The following is a 19,395-nucleotide window of genomic DNA, read 5'->3' as shown; positions in this document are numbered from 1 at the left end:
GTCCGCGTTGCCTGTCACGTACATGAGCGGTTGTACCGCGTGTGACCGTGACCTCACTGGCGTCGTCCCCGTGGCGGATCGCCTGGGCCGAGCGAGAGAACGAGCGGCGTCGGCGCGCGTACCGCGACGCCACCGACGCCTGGCTGCGCCGCAACGACCACCTGGTCCGGCTCCGCATCGAAGCCGCCGGCTTTCTCGGGTGTACGCAGCCCCGCACCGGCCTCCCGGTCGACCTCGACCACGACGAACTCGTCTTCCGCGTCGTCCCCGTCGCCGAACTGGTCGAGGCCGAGGCGCGGCACATCCCCGGGCTACCCACGCCCGGCCCGTGCACCTTCAGCGAGACGCCCGGCGGCTCCCTGCCGGCGGGCCTGCGGCTCGTCGACACCGGCCTGGCCGTCGTGACCAGCCGCCGGGTGGCGTTCGCCGGCCGGGAGCACAGACGCGAGTGGCGGTACGCCGACCTGGTCGGCGCCGCCCACCACCCCGACGTGCCGGTCACCCTGCTGCCCGACCACAGTCGACTGTCCGGGCTGCTGGTGCCGGCGAGCGCGGTGGCGAACTTCCGCTTCTACCTCACCCTCGCGGCCACCGGAGATCGCGCCGCCCTCACCGCGCAGGTCGACGGGCTGCTCTCGGCCCACCAGGATGCCCGACCCACACCGCCGCCGATGGCGGGGCCGGACGAGGCGCCGCCGACGGCGGTACGCCCCGACCGCCGGGTCACCGCCGTCGCCGCCGTCACGGCGGCGGTCATCGCGACCCTGGGACCCGGTGCCTTCGGGTCGGACCAGGACGGGCGCTCGGCGCAGGCGATCCCGGTGGTGGACGTGCCGGCGGCCGTGCACGTCCAGGTGCCGGCGCGCCCCATCGGCCCGGTTCTGCCCGGCGGGCCCGTTCTGCCCGGCGGGCCGGCCTCCCCAATCGGGCCGGCCGTGCCGGTGGTGCCGGTACGGCCTTCGGTCGGGGTGGTGGAGCGTGCGGCACCGAGTGCGCCGGCCCGGCCGGTCGTCAGGGCGTCTCGCCCGGCTCCATCGGCCGTACCGCCAGCCCCGGCGGTGCCGCCCCCCGGCCCGGCGCTGACGGCCTCGCCCACACCGCCGCTCCCCACGCCCAGCGCCTCGGCCACGCCTACCGCCCCCGCCCCGAGCCCGACGCCGTCCGATTCCACGCTCGTGACGGTCTGCCTGGACCCTCTTCAGCTCCCGCTATTGGACAGGCTGCTCTGCCCGTCCACGGCACCGTGACGGTCCGTCAGCTCCCGTTCCGCGACCGGGGTGGCGGCGTCGTGTGCCCTGTCAGGCTGCGGCGTTGAAATCGGGGACTGTCAGGGCGCCGTCGGGCCCGAGGGGGAAGCCGGGGTTCCAGGCGATCTCCCACACGTGGCCGTCCGGGTCCGCGAAACAGCCGGCGTAGCCGCCGTAGAACGTCTCCCGCGCCGGTTGGGTCACCTCCGCGCCCGCCCTGGCCGCGGTGGCCATGAGCTCGTCGACCTCCGAGCGCGAACGGACGTTCTGGGCGAGGGCCATTCCGCCGAAGCCCCCGCTGCCCTGGTCGGAGATACCCGCGTCGGCGGCCAACTTGTCCCGGCCCCAGAGGACGAGCGCCAGGGCGCCGGCCTGGAAGAAGACCGTCTCCTCGACCTCCTGGCCCCGCCAGCCGAGTTGCTCATAGAACGCCTTCGCACGGGCCACGTCCGTGACCCCGAGGGTGACCAGGCTGATCCGCTGCTCCATGGTCGTAACCTAGCCCGCGGCTGCCCGCAGGTGTGGCAGGTGGTGTCGACGTTGGACATTTTCGTCCGGAAAAGCGGGGCTCGACGTATTCGAGTGATGCGCCATGACCTGTACCCCCGCATAGCACTCGAGTGTCGACCCGCGTGGCCCCGTGGCGCCATAAATTCAAGGAAATGAATTACTTGTATTGAAGCAAGTAATTGCGCCCCACACCTGGGATTGTCTTCTCCGTCGTTGTCAGCCAAACGGGGGAGGAACACTGACAATGCGTCATCTCAGCATGCTCACCATCGCGGCGGTATCCGCCGCGATGCTTGCTGTTCCGGTCGCACCGGCGGCCGCGGACCCGAAACCCACCGGCCGGGCACCGTCGGCTCCGGCCCAGCCAGGATCTCCGGGCAAGGGCAAGGTGGTCCTCGGCCCCAACAGCGGCCGGGTCTCGATGCTGGCCGGGCCGATCGAGGTGCCCGAGGGCACCGGCCCCCAGCGCAACGCCACCTTCACCAGCTTCGACCTCAGCGACCGGGTCAAGTTGCAGGTCAACGCCGGCTCGGGCAACCTGCTCCTCCAGACCACCGACCTCGTCCTGCCGGGCCTGAAGGACAACCTGGCGCTCGGCACCGCGTTCAACAGCCTTCTCGTCGGAAGCGACCTGGACGTCGGCGCCCACGGGCGCGGCTGGCGGTCACGCGGCGCACCGGACCTGAAGCTGATCAAGGCCGACGACGACTCGGTGACCTACGTCGCCGCCGACGGCGTGGTGGGTCGCTTCACCGTGGCGGGCAGCGGCTACGACACGCCCAAGGAGTTCAAGGCCACCCTCCGGCGCGACGGCGACGGGTGGAAGCTCACCGAGCACGAGAGTGGGCGTGACCTCTACTTCACCTCGTCCGGCCTGCTGGACAAGGTCGAGGACCGCAACGACAACGTCACCGACTACGTCTACGACGGGTCCGGCCAGCTCACCAAGGTCACCTCGGATCGGGGCAGCACCGGCGCCCGTACGGTGACGGTCACCTACAGCAAGGGCCGGATCACCCGCCTCGTGCAGTCCGTGGACGCCGTCAACGCCCGCCAGGTGCAGTACTCGTACAACGCCGCGGGCAACCTCACCCAGATCCTGCCGTCCTCGGGCCACGCGGTGAAGTTCAGCTACGACTCCTCGCAGCGCGTCGCCAAGGTGCTCACCGGGCAGGCCTCCGAGCCCGGTACCGAGACCCGGATCGACTACGACAGCCAGCACCGGGTCGCCGCGGTGACCCGGGTCATCCAGAACGAGTCGACCGACAACCCTGACGGCAGGTTGGCGATCACGCGGTGGGCGTACCTCTCGGCGACGGAGACCAAGGTCGCCGACGCCAACACCGACCTGACCAAGCGGGTCGGCGACGTCGCGCACACGACGTACACAGTGAACGACGACAAACGGATCACGAAGACCGTCGACCCGGAGGGGAACGAGCGGGACCGGGAGTACACCCCCTACCACGACGTGGCCACCTCCACGGACGCCATGGGGCAGACGAGTTCCAGCACGTACGGCGCGAACAGCGGGCAGTCGTTGACCCAGACCGCCTCGCCGACAGGCGCGGGCGCCTCGGCGAGCTACGGCAACGCCGCGACGCCGACGAACCCGACAGGCAACTTCCAGCCGTCGTCGAGCACCGACAGCCAGCAGAACAGCAGCACCTACACCTACAACGGCGCCGGCAACAAAACCTCCAGCAAGGATGCCGAGGCGGCGGACGCGAAGGTCGACTACAACAGCGACGGCACTGTGAAGACCGCGACCGACCCCAACAACGGCAGCAATTCGAGCAGCTACGGCTACGACGGTGACAAGCAGCTCACGTCGATCACTCCGCCGACCGGCAACAGCCTGGGCAAGAAGACGTTCACCTACGACGCCTTCGGCCGGATCCGCACCGCGTCCGACGGCGGCGGTCGGACGCTCACCTACGACTACGACCTCGACGACCGGACCACCCGGGTCAGCTTCTCCGATGGCACCCACCCGGTGGACTTCGAGTACGACGGATCCGGCAACATGACCGTCCGCGACGACGCCGTCGGCTCCGAGACGTTCGTGTACGACCGGCTCAACCGCCTGGTGCAGCGGGGCGACGAGTGGCTGCCCGCGCAGTACACCTACGACCCGGTGGGCAATCTGACCAAGCTCTACGACGCCTCGCGCGGTGCCACCGAATACACCTACGACAAGCGCAACCTCCTCTCCAAGATGGTCGTCGACGACTGGACGGAGTACACGTTCTCCTACGACGACGAGGGTCGGCGCACCGACACGAAGATGATCCCCGGGAGCGGCCCGGCGGTCAGCGCCCACACCCACGTGACGTACGACAACTCGGGTCGGATCACCCGCACCACCACCAAGCGCTGGGAACGGATTTCCGGCACCGACCGGGAGTCCCTCGTCTACGACGTGTCCTACTGCTACGCCAAGCGAGTCGGCACCGCCGCCTGCTCCACGGCGAAGGCGGACGACACCGGGTTGCGCCAGTGGCAGACCGAACACCACCGGGGCGGTGTGGTGCAGGCGTACACGTACGACCGCAGCAACCGGCTGACCAAGGCGACCAACCTGGCAAGCGGGAGTTACGACTACACGTACGACAGCAACGGCAACCGCACCTCGGTGAAGCTCAACGGCACCGAGACGCAGCGTCTGACGTTCAACTCCGCCAACCAGATCACCACCAGCGGCTACAGCTACGACGGGGCGGGCAACCAGACCAACGGCTCGGTGACCCCGGGGGCGACCTACAACGCGGCCGGGCAGACCACCGGTAAGAAGAACAGCGCCGGGCAGATGGTCGACTACGAGTACAGCGGCCTGGACCAGGTCGAGCTGAAGTCGTTCTACCAGCACGACGACAACGACACCCAGGCCTACTACGACTGGGGTCGGGTCAACCAGCAGGGCCAGCCGAGCCTGGACCGCTACCAGGCGGAGAACTACGACATGCACTACTTCGAGCGTGACGGCCGAGGCGACCCGGTCGGCGTTCGGGTGCTGTCGAAGAAGACCTACGACTGGACCGACTACTTCTACGTGCTCGACGGGCTCGGCTCGGTGGTGTCCATCATCAACGAGAACGGCAGCCTGGCCGGCCACTACACGTACGACGCGTACGGCCGCACGACAAACGTCACCGCAAACGATCCGGTGGTGACGTACCAGCCGATCGGTTTCGCAGGCGGTTTGCGCACCGGCGACTGGATCAAGTTCGGCAAGCGCTGGTACGACCCGAATACCGGGCGTTTCACCCAGCAGGACAGCGTGAACCGGATCGGCGACCCGGCCAGCGGGAACCGCTACGCGTACGCCGCTGACAACCCGGTGAACTACGTCGACGGGACCGGGCTGAGCTGGGAGTCGGCGGTGGTCGGCGGCGCGGTGGGCTTCATCGTGGGTACCGCCGCGTGGGGCCTGTCGGGCGGCAATCCCATCGTCGCCGGCGCGGCCGGCGGCGCGGCTGCTGGTTTCTTCAGCGCGATGGTCTCCTCCTACCAGGAGGACGGCAGCGTGAACTGGGGTGAGGCCGCGGTCGAGGGTGCCATCGGCGGTGCGTTCGGTGCGCTCGGCGGTTGGGCGACAAGCGCCAAGCTCGCCGGAATGAAATGATGGACGGCCGACGATGCGGGGGGCGGTCATGACTGAGCGGCGTACATCCGGAAACGGTTCCCCGCGAGCCGGCCGGCTGCTCTCCGCAGCCCTGGTGGCCCTGGTGATCGCCGCCATCCTGGCGGTCTCGGCGGCCCGCGACCGGCTCGGCAGCGGCATCGCGGTGGCGGTAGTCGTCGTCACGGTCTGGCTGCTGGCGAGGTTCCTCCCGCTCCGTCGGCGTTGAGGATCGACGGCGTGCCGGCCGGGTCGCTGACCCGGCCGGCACGCCAAACCCCTGCCGCCCGTGCGGCGGCCCATTTCCGGGAGTCGCGGTGCAACCCAAGAAACTCGACATGCGTACGGCGAACCTCTGGCTCGCCACCCTGCTGCCGTTCTTCATCGCCGTGGCGGTCGGGGTGCCACTGCTGACCGGCGTCGACGGCACCGCCGAGCGGGTGACCCGGGTCGTGGTCGTGCTGCTCTGCCTCGGCGTCTGCGTCCTGGCGGGATGGTCGTTGGCCCGGGGCCGTCGGCGGGCCAGCAAGCCCTGAATCAGGAGGTCCTCATGTCCGAACCGGCCGACGGGAAACCGTCCGATCCGATCGGCCTCCAGCGGGCCCTGCACGGGCACGACCGGGCCGGAGCGGGCCGTCGCCTGACGGCCGTCCTGATCGCCCTGATCACCCTCACCCTGGCCGGCTGGCTGCTCCGGTCGGCATCGCCCGGCGTGGCGGTCGCCGGCCCGGGTGGGGAAATGCCCCTGGTCTCCGATCCCACCCCGGGTGCGGTCCCCGCGGAGGGCTCCGGGCGCGATCCGTTGACACCTACGGAGATCGCGCTGGCCACTCGGGTCGCCACCGATCCGGCGCTGTCCGGCCAGACCCGCGACGTGACAGGCGCCGCCGGGCCGGAACTGCTCTCCGTCGAGCTTGCCGACCCGTCCGGCTCCGAGCGGCGGCGCGCGGACGTCCTCCTGTACGACTACGCCACCGATCAGCTCGTCAAACGCGTCGTCGACGTGTCCGCCGGACGGGTCGAGGCCACCTTCTCCGCGACAGGGATGCAGCCACCCGCCACCGCGCGGGAAACCGAGACCGCGCTCGCCCTGCTGCTCGCCGACCCGGCCGCCGAGCTGCTGCGGCAACGCTTCCGGACGGACACCGGTACGGAGTTCACCTCGCCGGGCCAGCTCGCGGTGGAGGCGCAGGTCTTCGTGGCCCAGGGCGGCGGCCCGAAGGCGCAGGGTGGCGCCGCAGCCGACACGTGCGGCGAGCACCGCTGCCTGATGCTCCTGCCCCGCCCGCCCGGGCAGCCGTACCTGGACCTGACCGACGTCGTGGTGGACCTGTCCGGGCGCGCAGTCGTCCGGCTCGGCTGAACGGATACCCGGGGGACGTGATGCGCAAGCTGACGATCGCACTGACCGCTGTGCTGGCCCTGACCACGCTCGGGTCAGCCGCACCGGGCCGGACGGCGCCGCCCACCGGACAGTGCGGGGACGGTGCGATGGTGCGCGAAACGCTGCCCGGCGGCACCCGCTGGCAGCTCTGCTGGCGCATCGACGCACGGACCGGTCTGGTGCTGGAGCAGGTGGCGGTCACCTTCAAAGGGCGACCCGAACGGTTGCCGGTGCTGACGTCCATCACCCTCGCCCAGCTCAACGTCCCCTACGACTCGGGCATGACAGAGTGGAACGACATCACCTCCTTCGGCTTCGGCGGGGGGGCGGTGCAGCCGCTGGCACCGAAGGAATGCCCTAACGGGTCGCGCCGGGCCACCTACAGCGGCGCCGGAGAGCCGGGGGCCCGGGTGCTCTGCGTACTCGTCGACGACCTCGGCCCGGCGCAGCGCTCGCTGGACACGGACTCCGGCCAGGTGCTCACCCGTCAGGGCCACGACCTGGTGCTCCGCGCGGTCTCCAGGGTCGGCTGGTACGAGTACGTCACCGAGTACCGTCTCGCCGACAACGGCCGTGTCACCGCCCGGCTGGGCGCGACCGGTGACCTGTCGCCCAACGACTACACGATCTCCCGGGCGGGCTGGCCGATCGGCCCCGGCCAGACCGACTACGCCACCGCCCACCACCACAACGCCTTCTGGCGGGTCGACTTCGACCTCGCCGGCGGGGGTCAGGAGCGGATCGAGCAGTACGACACGGCACCAACCGGCGACCAGGGCCGGCGCTCCCCGATCCTGGCGACCACCCGTACGGACATCAGCGTCGAGGCGAACCTTCGGTCCGCGAACCGCCGATGGTGGCGGGTCGCCAGCCCGAGCACCCCGAACAGTGACGGGCACCCCCGGTCCTACGAGATCGACCTCGGCGCCGCTGAGGTCTACGAGGCGCGCCCCGAGACCGTTCCGGACGTGACGTTCACCCAGCAGCGGAGCTGCGAACGCTTCGCGACGTTCAACATCGATCCGGAGTGCCCCGGGCGTTCGATCCTCCAGTACGTCGACGGCGAGCCGCTGACAGATCCGGTGGCCTGGGTCCGGGTCGGTTTCCACCACATGCCGCGCGACGAGGACCAAAGCCCGATGCCCGTGCACTGGCAGGGCTTCGACCTGGTGCCGCGCGACCTGACCGCCACCAACCCGCTGGCGCCCAGCGTCCGTGCCTCGGTGAACGGCAGGCCGTGACCCCTGACTAGGCGGCGATGGCCCGGGCGGTGGCGTACACGTCGGCGGGTAGGGCGTGGTGGAGTCGCCAGAGGAGGCGCATCGGCCGGTCGCCGGTGTGCGACTCGTACGTCATGGTGCCGGCGTAGAGGTACGGCGGAGCGCCCAGGTCGCGGTCGGCGATGCGGGTTTCCCGGACGAAGAGGTGCACGGTCGAGCCGCCCGATGTGTAGCGCTGCCCGGTTGCCGACGCCGCCGAGGTGGTGCTCTGCGACTCCCACTGGAAGAGCGTGTCGGTGATGGCCCGGTCGGCGTACATGGTGGTGGGGGAGTAGTGCGCCTCGGACTTGACGAGGGTGACGAAGAACAGGTCCGCCCCGGCGTCGGGTAGCCACTTCACCCCCTCGCGCAGCGAGCCCGGGTTGACCATCCCGAAGGCGGCGCACGCCTCGTTGCGGCTGTACCTGGCGTGCACCCGCAAGGGCACCCCACCCGCTGCCACGGTCGGCGTGACCCGGTGGATGCGGTCCCGCAGCACCTCGGCGACCTGGCGCAACTCGGTGCAGCGGACCGGGTCCTTCCAGAGTCGGGCCAATCGCTCGTCGCGCGTGGCTAGGGGTGCGTTCGACCCCCAGAGGCTGAAGTGCAGCATGTCCAGCAGTCGGCCGTTTCCCGCGTACACCTGCTGACCTGGCGCGGGCGGCCCCGCCGCGACCCGGGTCAGCAGCTCCAGCCGGTCGATGTCGTCGGTGTGCAGCATGCGACCGATGGCCCGGCCCAGCTCCCGGTCGTCCGGGCCGGGCGCGGACGTCTCGATTCCGGCGAGCCGCCGCAGCCCGGCCCAGCCGCCGCTGCTGGCCGACCGATACACGTCCTCGATCTCCAGGCCGGTCTCGCGGAGGAACGTCGCCAGGCTGACGTCGCCGAGCAGCCGCAGTTCAGACACCAGGCCGGTCTTCGAGGTGGGCAATGCGTTCTTCAGGTTGTCGAGTACCCGATCCTTTGCCACCCGATCCAGCTCGATGTGGCAGCCGCTCGGCAGGTTCGGGAAGTTGTCGCAGACCGCCTCCCGTATAGCCCTCCGGCTCACCCCAGTTAGCGCACGCCACCGCAGGTCGAAGCGGAAGTTGGCGTGCTGCCCGCCGATGAAGTCGAGCACGGTCAGGCAGGGCTTGTCGTCGTCCAGGCGCAGGCCACGGCCTAGCTGTTGCAGGAAGATCGTGGCGCTCTCGGTGGGCCGCAGCATCAGGATCGTGTCGACCATTGGCAGGTCGACGCCCTCGTTGAACAGGTCCACTGTGAAGAGCACCCGCAGGTTGCCCGCCTTGAACTCCCGCAACAGCCCTGCCCGGTCGGTGCCGGCCTTCGAGGTCACCGCCGCTGCCTCGACACCGTGCTCCCTGAACCAGGCGGCCATGAACTCCGCGTGCCCAATGCTCACGCAGAATCCGAGCGCCCGCATCCGCCCGACGTCCACCTTGTCGCTTACCGCCCGCAGCACCGACCGCGCTCGCGCATGGTTGCCGGTGTAGAGACCGTTGAGCTCTGCCAGGTCGTAGCCCTGCGCGCGCTTCCAGGTCACCTGCGACAGGTCCACGTCGTCGTGCAGCCCGAAATACTGGAACGGAGCCAACAACTGCCGCTCCAGCGCCTCCCACAGGTGCAGCTCAACGGCCGCCCGGCCGTCGAACCACCGGCGCACGTCGCCGCCGTCGGCCCGGTCGGGGGTCGCCGTCAGCCCCAGGAGTACGCGTGGACGCAGCTGCTCCAACAGCCGGGCGTACGTGGGCGCCTCGGCGTGGTGGAACTCGTCCACGATCACCATGTCGTACGCCTCGGGGTCGACCTCCCGCCTGTGCAGCGACTGGATGGAGGCGAAGACGTGCTTCCAGCCGTTCGGCTTTTCGCCCGCGACCAGTGTTTCCCCGAAGCTGCCGTCGCCCATCACCTGCCGGAACGTCGACAGGCTCTGCCGCAGGATCTGCTCCTGGTGGGCCACGAAGAGCAGCGAGTCTGCTCGTCCCGCCTTGTGCAGCCGGCGATAGTCGAGGGCCGCCACTACCGTCTTGCCGGTGCCGGTCGCCATCACCACCAGGTTCCGCCAACGCCCGTGCACCAGCCGTTCGGCGTCCAGGTCGGCAAGGATCTCCGCCTGATACGGGTACGGGCGCACGTCCAGGTTCGAAATCTCGGTGGGCAACTGATCGCGGCGCTCTCCGCTGAGTGCTTGCCGTAGCCGCTCGGCGTCTCTCGCCGTGTCGTACGTCTCGAACGCCGGATCGTTCCAGTAGTCCTCGAACGTCGCAGTGAACGTGTCGATGACGTGCGGCTGCTCCATGTTCGAGATGCGTACGTTCCACTCCACGCCGTCGACCAGCGCGGTCCTCGACAGATTCGACGAGCCGACGTACGCGGTGGTGGTGCCGTTGGACCGGCGGAACAGCCACGCCTTGGCGTGCAGGCGGGTGGTCCTCGTCTCGTACGACACCTTGATCTCGGCGCCCAGCTCGGCGAGTCGGTCGAGGGCTCTTTGGTCGGTGGCGCCGAGGTAGGTGGTGGTGATGACGCGAACCGTGCCGCCGCGGGCGATCAGCTCGCGGATGGCCGGCTCGACGATGCGTAGGCCGTACCACTTGATGAACGCGCAGAGCAGGTCGACGCTCTCGGCCGACGCCATCTCGTGGTTGACCTCGTGGCCGATGCGGGGCTGGTGGCGGCCGTTGACCAGCAGGGCGCCGGTGGAGAGCGGAGTGGTGGGGCGGTCGGGGAAGGTTGGCAACGCGGGTGGGGTCGGCGGGGCGGCGATGGCGTGCAGCAGGTGCCTGGCATCAGTCACCTGATCCTGCTCCGTCGCCGCCTTCGGGCTTAGGGCCGCGATGGCATCGGCGATCTGATTCGCCATCTCGACCTGCTGGTGCAGCCTGTCGTCGCCGTTCGGGACCGACCCGAGGGCGCGGGCCGTGAGGGCGGCGATATGGCGGGCGAGGGCCTTGTGCGCGTCAGCGGGGTCGAGCTTGTGGTGTTGGATCAGGGCGGGGTCGACGTGTCGGAGGCGGGTGGCCAGCTCACCGGTGATCAGGTGCTCGTAGACGCCGCGCGCAAGATCCGTCATTCCGCAACCTAACTACACGACCCGCCTTCCCGTGGGGCGTGGCGTCCGGTCACATGGGCGGAAGTTGCCGCGCAACTGTCAAGGTCACCTCACCCGAATGGCGACTCACGCAACGGGGAGTGCGGGTAGAAGTGTGACCGAGTGCAGACGCTCGTAGGCCAACTCGATATGCGCGGCCGTGAAGAGTCGAGCTTTGCGGCCACTCCACGAACGCACCCGCTCGATCAGCTCACTAAGGTCGTCGGTGGGCGGATGCGAGGCGGCCGCGTAATGCACTGTGGCTAGCAGCTCCAGGCTGTATGGTGCCTCGAACCCATCGGTCAGCCTGGCAAGGTGTTCCAAGGTCTCGGTCGCTGCCTCGCCATGCGCTTGAGACCAGTTCGCGACGGCTTCGGCTGTGCCCGGCGTCAGCCTGATGGGTTGCAACTCCTCGACTCGTGCCGAACGGTCGCCGAAGCCGGTTAGGTAGTGCCCCTCGAGAGGGTCTAGTAGGAAAGTTGATCACGTACCTGCGTGGCCCGAGACGCGCAGAGTCGAAAATAAACATTCGCCCCAGTTCGACACGGTTTTCGCGGCACGCAGCGCGGTAGGCAGCGTAGTCCGCCGGGTAGGCGCGCTTGAACTGACGAGCGATGCCCTTGCCCATGACTCCGACTGTGTTGACTGTGTTGACAAGCGCGTCCGCTTCGACGGTCAGCAGGTTGCCCTGGCTGATGATGATCATTCGCGTACCTCCCCCCGTGTATACCCGTAGTACCAGCTCGGCCTGACGGCAACGTACGGCTCGATCATGCCAGCGTCGCGGACCGCTTCTGGTTGTCGACGCTGAGCAGGCTCAGTTCCGTCGGACCGAGCGCAGCGCCTCGATGACCACACCCCAACGCCCCGGCCCGTTCATCGAGTTCAGCGGCTTCCCGTCCGCCACCACCACGCCAGCGGCGCGCAGTACCGCCACGTGACCCTCATATGCGGGGTGAGCCGCCAGCTCCGCCTTGACGTGCGGGAACGCGAGGATCGGCAGACCCGCGCCCAACGACTCGTTGAGTACGCCGAGCGCCAGGGTGTCGTTGATGCCCAGCGCCCACTTCGCCATCGTGTTGAACGTGACAGGCGCGGCCACCACCACATCTGCGGGCGGGTGCGGTTCGGGGTCGCCAGGCATCCGCCACTCGACGCGTACGAGATAGCCGGTCCTGTCTTGCAACGCGGCCCGGTCGAACCAGGTTGCGGCGGTCGGGCTGACGATCATGCATACCCGCCACCCGTCGGCGATCAGCAGGTCGACCAGCTCGTGAATGTGTTCCGCCGGACCTGCCGCGCAGACGACCAGATAGAGCACCGGACGCTTCGTCATGCCCGCAGTCTGCCCGACTCGGCGATCTCGCAGTCGCGCCCTGCCTAGCGACGGATGCGCGCAGACGGGATCCCGTCCGCGCGCATCCGTCTGCCCGAGGGCTGTGCCGCAGGACTAGCCGAGAGTCACCTTGAGGATCTTCTCATTGCTGTTGTTCGGGGTGCTGTCCTTGTCTCCGCCGGTGCTGGTGGTGAGCCACAGATTGCCGTCGAGGGTCGGCTCGACGGTGCGCAGCCGGAGGTACGTGCCGACGAAGTACTGCTGGACGTCCGTGAGCGTGCTGCCGCTGATCACCGCGCGGTACATCCGGTTGCCGCGCAGGCAGGCCGTGTAGAGCACGTCCCGCACGATCGCGATGCCACTGCACGAGGCCTCGGCGACCGGGTACGTGTGGATCGGGGCGGTGAAGGTCGGGTTCGCGCAGTCGCCGACGGTGCCCTCGCAGGCGGGCCAGCCGTAGTTGCCGCCCCGGACGATGATGTTCGTCTCGTCCTGGACGTTGTTGCCGAACTCCTGCTCGAAGAGCCGGCCCTGGGAGTCGAACGCCAGCCCCTGCGGGTTGCGGTGGCCGTAGCTCCACACGTGGTTGCCGAAGGGGTTGTCCGTCGGCACTGTGCCGTCCGGGTTGAGGCGCAGCACCTTGCCGCCCAGGTCGTTGACGTCCTGTGCCCGGTCCGGGCTCTGACCGTCGCCGGTGGCGGCGTAGAGCTTGCCGTCGGGGCCGAAGCGCAGCCGGCCGCCGTTGTGGTACTTGTTGCGCGGGATGCCTGTGACGAGCACCTGCGCGGTCTCGGTTCGCAGCGTGGTGTCGTAGCGGATGCGGACGATCCGGTTGTCGGTGGTGGTGGTGTGGTAGATGTACAGCCACCTGTCGGCGGCGAAGTCGGGCGACACGGCCAGCCCGAGTACGCCACCTTCACCGTTGGTGCCGGCGACGTTCGGCACGGTGCCGATGCTGCGCTTGCCGGTGCCGTCGGGATTCATGGCGACGATGTCGAACAGGTCGCGCCGCCCGTACAGCACGCTGCCGTCCGGCAGTTGCACCAGCCCCCAGGGCAGGTCTCGTTCGGTGGTGACCACTGTGGTGCCGCAGACGGCGCTCGTGCAGGCAGCTCCGGTCCGTACGGTCACCGCGGTGCTCGCCGCCGAGCTGTTGTTCTGGGCGTCACGGGCGACGACCGTGTACCGGAAGCTCGTGTTGACGGCCAGCCCGGTGTCGGTGAACGAGGTGGCTGGTGGCTTCGTGGCCGTGCCGGCGATGGAGCCGACAGCCGTACCGTCGCGCAGGATGGTGTAGCCGGTGACCGCGACGTTGTCGCTCGCGGCCGACCAGGTGAGGGTCACGTCCGTGCCGTTCACGGTGGCGGCGAGATTGGTGGGAGTGGTGGGCCGCTGGGTGTCGCGCTGGCAGAACGGCGGCGTGATGGTCAGGGTGGCGCTGGCCTGGGACACGTTGCCGGCGGCGTCGCGGGCGTTGACGTACCAGCCCCAGGTGCTGCCCTGCGCGGCAGTGAGGGTGGCGGTAAGGGTGCTGCCGCTGACCGAGGTGACCAGCTGACCGTCGTGGTAGATGTCGTAGAACGCGACGCCCACGTTGTCCCGGGACGCGTACCAGGCCAGCGTGACGGACTGGCATGTCGTCCGGGTGCTGCGCAGGTTGGTAGGTGGGGTGGGTGGCGTGGTGTCCGCGGCGAGCCGGGCGAGCCCCGGGCCTGCGGTGGCGGGCCCGGCGGCGTTGGCGGGGGCGCCGGCCAGGAGGGTGCCGGCGCACGCCAGCAGGGTGAGTGACGCCAGATGTCTGAACTGGCGAGATCTGGTCCGCACGGGAGATGTCCCTTTCCGAAAGTCCTGATCAGTACGGGTAGCCGGGGATGTTGAGCCGCACGCTGTACAGGCCTGAGTCGTTCCTCGGGCCCGAGGTGACGAAGAGCGTCTGCCGGTCGGGGCCGCCGAACGCCACGTTCGTCGTACCCGTGGTGCCGGACCGGATCGTGCCGAGCTGGGCGCCAGTGGGGGAGTAGACGTGGATCAGGGAATCCGAGCCCGACGCCCAGTACACGTTGCCGGCGCAGTCGATCGTGCCGCCGTCCGGGCCGCCGATGTAGTTCACGAAGACGCTGCGGGCTCCGGTGCTGCCGTCCGGCTGGACGGCGTACTTGTAGATCTTGTTCTCGGAGTAGGCGGCCACGTACAGGGTGGTTCCGTCCGGCGACAGCGAGATGCCGTTGGGCTGGCGCAACCGGTCGTCCACGAGCGACACCTGGCCGCCGGCGACGCGGAAGACGCTGGTACGTCCGCTCATCTGGTCCGGGCGGTTGCCGCGCTGGAAGTTGGGGTCGGTGAAGTAGACGACCCCGTCCGAGCGGACCGCGACGTCGTTTGGTGAGTTGAACGCCCGGCCCTGGTAGTTCGCCGCGACGGTGTCGCGGGCCCGGTCGCTGAGCCGGTACGACGACACGTTGCGCTGGTCGTGGGTGGCCGCGACGATCTGCTGGGCGTCGGCGCTGAGCGCCAGGCCGTTGCTGCCGGCGTTGGCGATGAAGGTGTCGAAGGTCGCCGGTGGGGTGAAGCGGCGGATCGTGGACGGCTGGACGTTGTACGGCCCGGTGCCGGCGGCCATGTCGGAGAAGAGCAGATAGCCGCCGTCGGCAATCCAGACCGGCCCTTCGAGGAACGAGAATCCACCCTGGATCTTCGTGGCCGTCACGGAACTGGCCGGCAGCGGTGGGCCGTAGCCGGTCCCCGTCGGGCAGGCCCCGGGCGGTGTGCCGGGCGGGTTGGCGGCCGCAGCGTGAGCGCTAACATCCGCAACGCGCGGCGGTGCGTCGGCGGCGGCGGGCAGGGGTGCGGTGCTGAGCGCGAGGCACAGTCCGGCCAGGGCGGCGGTGGTGGTGGTGGTGGGACGCCAGGTCATCGAATGCTCCAATCGGCGTCGGCGGTTGCGTGGGCCGGCGGAGGCGCGTGGTCGCGGGGCCGGCACGGCGTGGGGGCAGCCGTCGGTGTGGTCGCTCGGGAGCCTAGGTGACGCACCGTCGACACGCATTGTTTTCCGGAACATTTCGCAAAGACGCTGGTCAATGCAAATAAGCGCGGTGGAATGTGTTTCGAGGGTGCCCGGTGGGCGCGTCAGGCGTACGTGTCGCCGAACTCGCGTACCCCGTCGACATCCAGCGTGATCTTGTCGTTCCCGGTCCACCGGCCGGTGGCGGCGAGCCAGCTCGGGTCGTCGCGTTCGTCGATGTCACTCCAGCTGTGCCGATGGTGGCGGAGCTGGATCGGCCCGGTCGACGCGCCGGGTGCGAGCACCCCGTCGGTGAAGGTCAGCTCGACCCAGCCGGGGACGGGCGTGCCCGGCGGCGGATAGGGCGGCGCTGGCGTCGACAACGCCGATGGCGCGCCCGGCGGGATGAAGAACTGCACGGTCTGGCGGATCTTGTCGCAGCCCACTGCGGCCCAGTCGCAGTTCGGCACCAGCGACGTGTTGCCGCCCTCGAACCGCAGGTGGTAGCGCACCCGTACCGTCGTCAGGTCGAGCGGCCCGGTGCCGGTGTTGGTGACCCGCAGGACGTGCTGGATCTGGTTGTTCGTCGGGGACCAGTCGAGGTTGAGGTAACTGACCGTCGCGCGGCCGTCGGCGGTCCGCACGGTGGTGGCGGGCGAGGTGTCGGAATAGCCGCCGAGCGCGCGGGCGGCAATAGCGATCCGGTACGTCGTGCCGGGCCCCAGGTCGGTCAGCGTGATCGTGGTGTCGGTCGTGGTACCGAGCCAGCGGTACGTGTTCGGGCCGAGCGGGACCTGTACCTCGTAGTTGATCGGCTGCTCGGCGGCCGGATCGCCGATCCAGGTGGAGGGCGTCCAGGCGAGGGTGAGCCGGTGTGGCTCGTTGGCCACCACCACCGGGCTGCCAGGGGTGCTGATGGCCGGGCCGTCGGCGCGGGCGGCGGTGATCGCGAGCAGGCTCGCCAGCGCGGCGACGGCGACAGCGGCGGTGACGCGGCGAGCGGACATACTGCGAACGTTAGGGCGACTTCCTCGAGCAGGATAGGCGTATGTCAATATGTGGGCTGAGGTGAGATGCCGGTGAGGCACAAGAATGCCTCACCGGTATCACTCGTCGGGCAAGACCTCCCGGAAAGCCCCAGACCGCTGCCTCGTGCTCTGCCGGTCTCACGGATTCCAGTAGACGAGGACGCTTGCCTGGTCGAAGCGTCGCTCCTTCAGGTCGTCACGCTTGATCACCCAGTGGATGCTCGCGCCGCCCTGTCTACCGCCGTGAAACTCGGCAAGCAGAACCCAGTCGCCGTGGTCCGGGGACCCACCATCGCGCCCCGAGCCGTCGTGACCGGACCGGCCCGAGGGGTGGGCGCCCAACCAGGCGGGGTTGAAACCGTTGCAGTCAGTGCCGTAGCCACCCAACAGCAGCGGCGTCGTCCCGTCTCTATAGGAGAACGGGCCGTCCGGCACGTTGCCCAGAACTTCCTTCCACACCTCGGTCATCTCTTCGAACGGGGGATTTCCCGGCAGCGGCGGAGACCACGGGGGCCCCGGGACCGTCTTGACGTATGGCAGAGATATGTCGACAGTGAGGTGCAGGTCGCCGTGCGGGATCTTCGCGTAGACCTCGGCGAACTCCTCGTCGTCCGGAGGAAAGGCAGGCGGATACTGCTCCCGCTCCTCGACCGCCACGCCTGCCGGCACATACCTGACCTCGCCCCAGCCGCTCTCCTCGGGCCAGCCGAACAGCAGCAGCTGGCCGTCGGACGGCAGTGGAAGGTCGGTCACGTCTGCCGGAAGGGCAGCGCAGTCGATGGTGGCGATCAGTGGGTACTTGGGGTCCTCGGCGTCGGCCGGAAGCATCACGGGCCCACGGACGGCGCCCACGACCGGCCCGTCACCCCCCTGTGTCAGGAGGGCGGACGGGCGGGCGAGCTGCAGCCAGCGCTCCACGTCGGCAGCGGGGATGCCGCGGCGCAGCGCCTCGGCGCGGACCTGATCGATGATCTTCACGTTTCGGGGAAGCACAGGAGCACCCTAGGTCAACAGTGCGACGTTCTCCGACCCCACGGGGGCGCGGTGTCGCTGGTTGCCCAGAAGACAGGCGCCCACGCGATCGATGCCTAGATGTGCCGTTGACGGGCGGTCGGTTCAGGAGCTGCCCTGGCGCTGTATCCGCCCGTCCCCCGAGACCTTGGCGCGGCCCTGGTCCCTTTCGGTGCCGGCCGGGCCGGTCGCGGTACGGCGGTGCCGTTGGTCGGGCGAGTGCTCCACGGGCGAACCCTGGCGCCCCCGGGCGCCGCTGCCCGGATGTCGCCGGCCTCGCGCCGACTCGCCTCCACTGTCGTGCTTGTTCGGCTTGTGACTACCCATGCCTCGGGCGTACCCGGTCGCCGGGCGGCTAGTCCTGAGCACCGCTGCGGTTCGATACCGCGATATGGCGTCGGCGGACGGTGCGGGGGAGCGCCCGTCCGTAGCGTCCGAACCGCAGGCACGCGACCGAGGAGGGCGACTGTGGTGTTGTCGGAGGAGGAGGCGCCGGTCGCTGTGCGCGTCGACCGCTGGCGGGCAGGGCTGCCACCGGACGCGTGGCCTGACACGCTTCCGGCGAGCGGCGTCATCGCGCGCCGGGACGTCTTCGCGGTGGCCGAGGCGTACCGGGCCGGATCGGCGAGCGCGCGGCAACTGCTGACCGCCGTGCTGGTCTGGGCTTACGGCCCCATCGGGTACGGCCCGTGGCGCGCCGCCAGGTCACTCGGTGCCGACCCGGCCGGCAACCGTTTGGCGTACGCGCTCGAGGAGTCAGCCTCCGACGAGGACGCGCTGCGTACGGCGTACCGCCGTTTCCGCGACCCCGACCAGGCGCGGCTGCCGTGGTTGGGGCCGGGCCTGTTCACGAAGGTCCTCTACTTCGTCGGCTATCGGTGCGGGGCCGGTGGTGTGCAGCCACTGATCCTCGACCGCGTGGTCGCCAGCCGCCTCCCCGCCGAGGCCGGCGTCCGCCGCCGCAACGGTTGGTCGGTCGAGGAGTGGCTGGCGTACCTGCGTTGGGCGTCCGAGCGGGCGCGCGCCGAGGGCGTCGAACCGGACGCGGTGGAGATGACGCTACGACGCGGCCCGCAGGCGGTCGTCGAGCGCGTCGAGGTCGCTGACGAACCAGATGTGTCCGGCCTTGTTCGACTCGTGCACCAGGGCGCGTAGCGCCGAACTCTCCGACAGTTGCGCCGAGATGTCGCCGACGACGGCGAGTCGCAGCCGGTAGTTGACGAACTTCTGCATGACCTCGCCGGCGAAGCGGGTGCCCAGCGAGAAGAAGCGTTCGTCGAGCCGGTTGGCAGGTACGGCGACCATCTGGGCGCCGAGAAAAGCTGCGCCGATCAGGTCCAGCGCGTCCTGTTCGGTGGCGACGGTCGGGCCGGCCGGGTCGCAGACCAGCACCTGCACGCCCGCGCGTTCCTGGATCTCGTCAGGCATCGTGGACCTCCCGGTCGATCAGGCCGTTGTCGGCGTTGAGGACGGCGTCGAGCAGGTGCAGCAGCTCGGCGGTGGCAGCCGGATCACCCAAGATGATGATCTTCATGCGGCGGCGTTCCTCGTCGTGCGCGGTCTGCACCCGCAGCGGGTTGGCCTGGTCGTGGCCGGTGTTGGCGCTGGTGAGGACGAGCGTGCCGAGCCGGTCGGCGGCGGCCCGGTCGACGCCGTCGATCTGCACGATGCTCGACACCTCCGCCTGCCCGACGACGCTGGTCGCCGCCGGGGCCCGCCCGGTGAGCGCGTCGAGATCACTGGCGGCGATCCGGTACTGCTTGCCGATCCGGACGGCCCGCAACCGGCCGGAGCGGATGTAGCCGCGCACCGTCCGCACGTGCAGGCCGAGCTGGTCGGCGACCTGCTCGACCGAATACATGTCATCATTCATCGTTCCCTACCGTACCTCAGATAGGGAAGTTTA

General features: G+C 69.6%; 17 protein-coding genes. 7 read left to right on the top strand and 10 right to left on the bottom strand.

Translation table 11 applies throughout. The annotated features are described in order from the left end of the window. The first annotated feature begins 47 nt into the window (after positions 1-47). Positions 48-1,247, top strand: a complete 1,200-nt coding sequence (locus ACZ6N8_RS01750) for a hypothetical protein (RefSeq protein ID WP_466006891.1) — start codon at positions 48-50, stop codon at positions 1,245-1,247. Positions 1,248-1,298: 51 nt separating this feature from the next. Here ACZ6N8_RS01750 and ACZ6N8_RS01745 read toward each other — a convergent pair whose 3' ends face one another. Beyond that, entirely contained in the window at positions 1,299-1,736 is a 438-nt protein-coding gene (locus ACZ6N8_RS01745) for a VOC family protein (protein ID WP_466006890.1), read from the bottom strand. Positions 1,737-2,001: 265 nt separating this feature from the next. On the opposite strand from ACZ6N8_RS01745, the gene ACZ6N8_RS01740 reads away from it, so the two are divergent. The 5 genes from ACZ6N8_RS01740 to ACZ6N8_RS01720 all read left to right on the top strand — a co-directional run bounded on the left by ACZ6N8_RS01740 (position 2,002) and on the right by ACZ6N8_RS01720 (position 8,004). Next, positions 2,002-5,382, top strand: coding sequence for an RHS repeat-associated core domain-containing protein (locus tag ACZ6N8_RS01740; RefSeq protein ID WP_466006889.1), 3,381 nt, complete (start codon positions 2,002-2,004; stop codon positions 5,380-5,382). Positions 5,383-5,410: 28 nt separating this feature from the next. Then, entirely contained in the window at positions 5,411-5,608 is a 198-nt protein-coding gene (locus ACZ6N8_RS01735; protein ID WP_466006888.1) for a hypothetical protein, read from the top strand. A gap of 88 nt (positions 5,609-5,696) precedes the next feature. Further along, positions 5,697-5,915: a hypothetical protein gene (locus tag ACZ6N8_RS01730; protein ID WP_466006887.1), complete on the top strand. Its 219-nt coding sequence runs from the start codon at positions 5,697-5,699 to the stop codon at positions 5,913-5,915. A gap of 14 nt (positions 5,916-5,929) precedes the next feature. After that, entirely contained in the window at positions 5,930-6,742 is an 813-nt protein-coding gene (locus tag ACZ6N8_RS01725) for a hypothetical protein (protein WP_466006886.1), read from the top strand. A 20-nt stretch (positions 6,743-6,762) separates the two neighbouring features. After that, positions 6,763-8,004 carry a copper amine oxidase gene (locus ACZ6N8_RS01720; RefSeq protein WP_466006885.1) on the top strand — a complete coding sequence of 414 codons (1,242 nt, stop codon included), beginning with the start codon at positions 6,763-6,765 and terminating at the stop codon, positions 8,002-8,004. 7 nt (positions 8,005-8,011) lie between these two features. On the opposite strand, the gene ACZ6N8_RS01715 is transcribed toward ACZ6N8_RS01720, so the two are convergent. From ACZ6N8_RS01715 to ACZ6N8_RS01685, 7 genes are all read right to left on the bottom strand, one after another. Continuing rightward, positions 8,012-11,095: a DEAD/DEAH box helicase gene (locus ACZ6N8_RS01715; protein WP_466006884.1), complete on the bottom strand. Its 3,084-nt coding sequence runs from the start codon at positions 11,093-11,095 to the stop codon at positions 8,012-8,014. Between the two features lie 232 nt (positions 11,096-11,327). Beyond that, positions 11,328-11,819 carry a macro domain-containing protein gene (locus ACZ6N8_RS01710; protein WP_466006883.1) on the bottom strand — a complete coding sequence of 164 codons (492 nt, stop codon included), beginning with the start codon at positions 11,817-11,819 and terminating at the stop codon, positions 11,328-11,330. 111 nt (positions 11,820-11,930) lie between these two features. Beyond that, positions 11,931-12,449, bottom strand: a complete 519-nt coding sequence (locus ACZ6N8_RS01705) for a flavoprotein (RefSeq protein ID WP_466006881.1) — start codon at positions 12,447-12,449, stop codon at positions 11,931-11,933. 114 nt (positions 12,450-12,563) lie between these two features. After that, entirely contained in the window at positions 12,564-14,273 is a 1,710-nt protein-coding gene (locus ACZ6N8_RS01700; RefSeq protein WP_466006879.1) for a PQQ-dependent sugar dehydrogenase, read from the bottom strand. A 28-nt stretch (positions 14,274-14,301) separates the two neighbouring features. Then, the gene (locus tag ACZ6N8_RS01695) at positions 14,302-15,363 is read right to left on the bottom strand and encodes an SMP-30/gluconolactonase/LRE family protein (RefSeq protein ID WP_466006878.1); all 1,062 of its coding nucleotides are present in this window, start codon (positions 15,361-15,363) and stop codon (positions 14,302-14,304) included. A gap of 212 nt (positions 15,364-15,575) precedes the next feature. Further along, a complete protein-coding gene (locus ACZ6N8_RS01690) occupies positions 15,576-16,457 on the bottom strand; it encodes a cellulose binding domain-containing protein (protein WP_466006877.1) in 882 nt (293 codons plus the stop codon). A gap of 159 nt (positions 16,458-16,616) precedes the next feature. Next, positions 16,617-17,471, bottom strand: coding sequence for a YwqG family protein (locus ACZ6N8_RS01685; RefSeq protein ID WP_466006876.1), 855 nt, complete (start codon positions 17,469-17,471; stop codon positions 16,617-16,619). Between the two features lie 486 nt (positions 17,472-17,957). Between ACZ6N8_RS01685 and ACZ6N8_RS01680 the strand changes: the two genes are divergently transcribed. Continuing rightward, positions 17,958-18,644, top strand: a complete 687-nt coding sequence (locus ACZ6N8_RS01680) for an 8-oxoguanine DNA glycosylase OGG fold protein (RefSeq protein ID WP_466006875.1) — start codon at positions 17,958-17,960, stop codon at positions 18,642-18,644. Here ACZ6N8_RS01680 and ACZ6N8_RS01675 read toward each other — a convergent pair. Both ACZ6N8_RS01675 and ACZ6N8_RS01670 read right to left on the bottom strand, forming a co-directional pair. Then, positions 18,549-18,917, bottom strand: a complete 369-nt coding sequence (locus ACZ6N8_RS01675; RefSeq protein ID WP_466006874.1) for a DUF4180 domain-containing protein — start codon at positions 18,915-18,917, stop codon at positions 18,549-18,551. The two genes, ACZ6N8_RS01680 and ACZ6N8_RS01675, sit on opposite strands and share 96 nt — an antisense overlap. Then, positions 18,910-19,362: a helix-turn-helix domain-containing protein gene (locus ACZ6N8_RS01670; protein ID WP_466006873.1), complete on the bottom strand. Its 453-nt coding sequence runs from the start codon at positions 19,360-19,362 to the stop codon at positions 18,910-18,912. Before ACZ6N8_RS01670 ends, ACZ6N8_RS01675 begins: the two co-directional genes overlap by 8 nt. Positions 19,363-19,395: the final 33 nt, after the last annotated feature.

This window comes from Micromonospora sp. NPDC047521 (assembly GCF_055587305.1).
The sequence above is the reverse complement of the archived record's forward strand: the minus strand, read 5'-3'. Positions and strand labels throughout refer to the sequence as shown.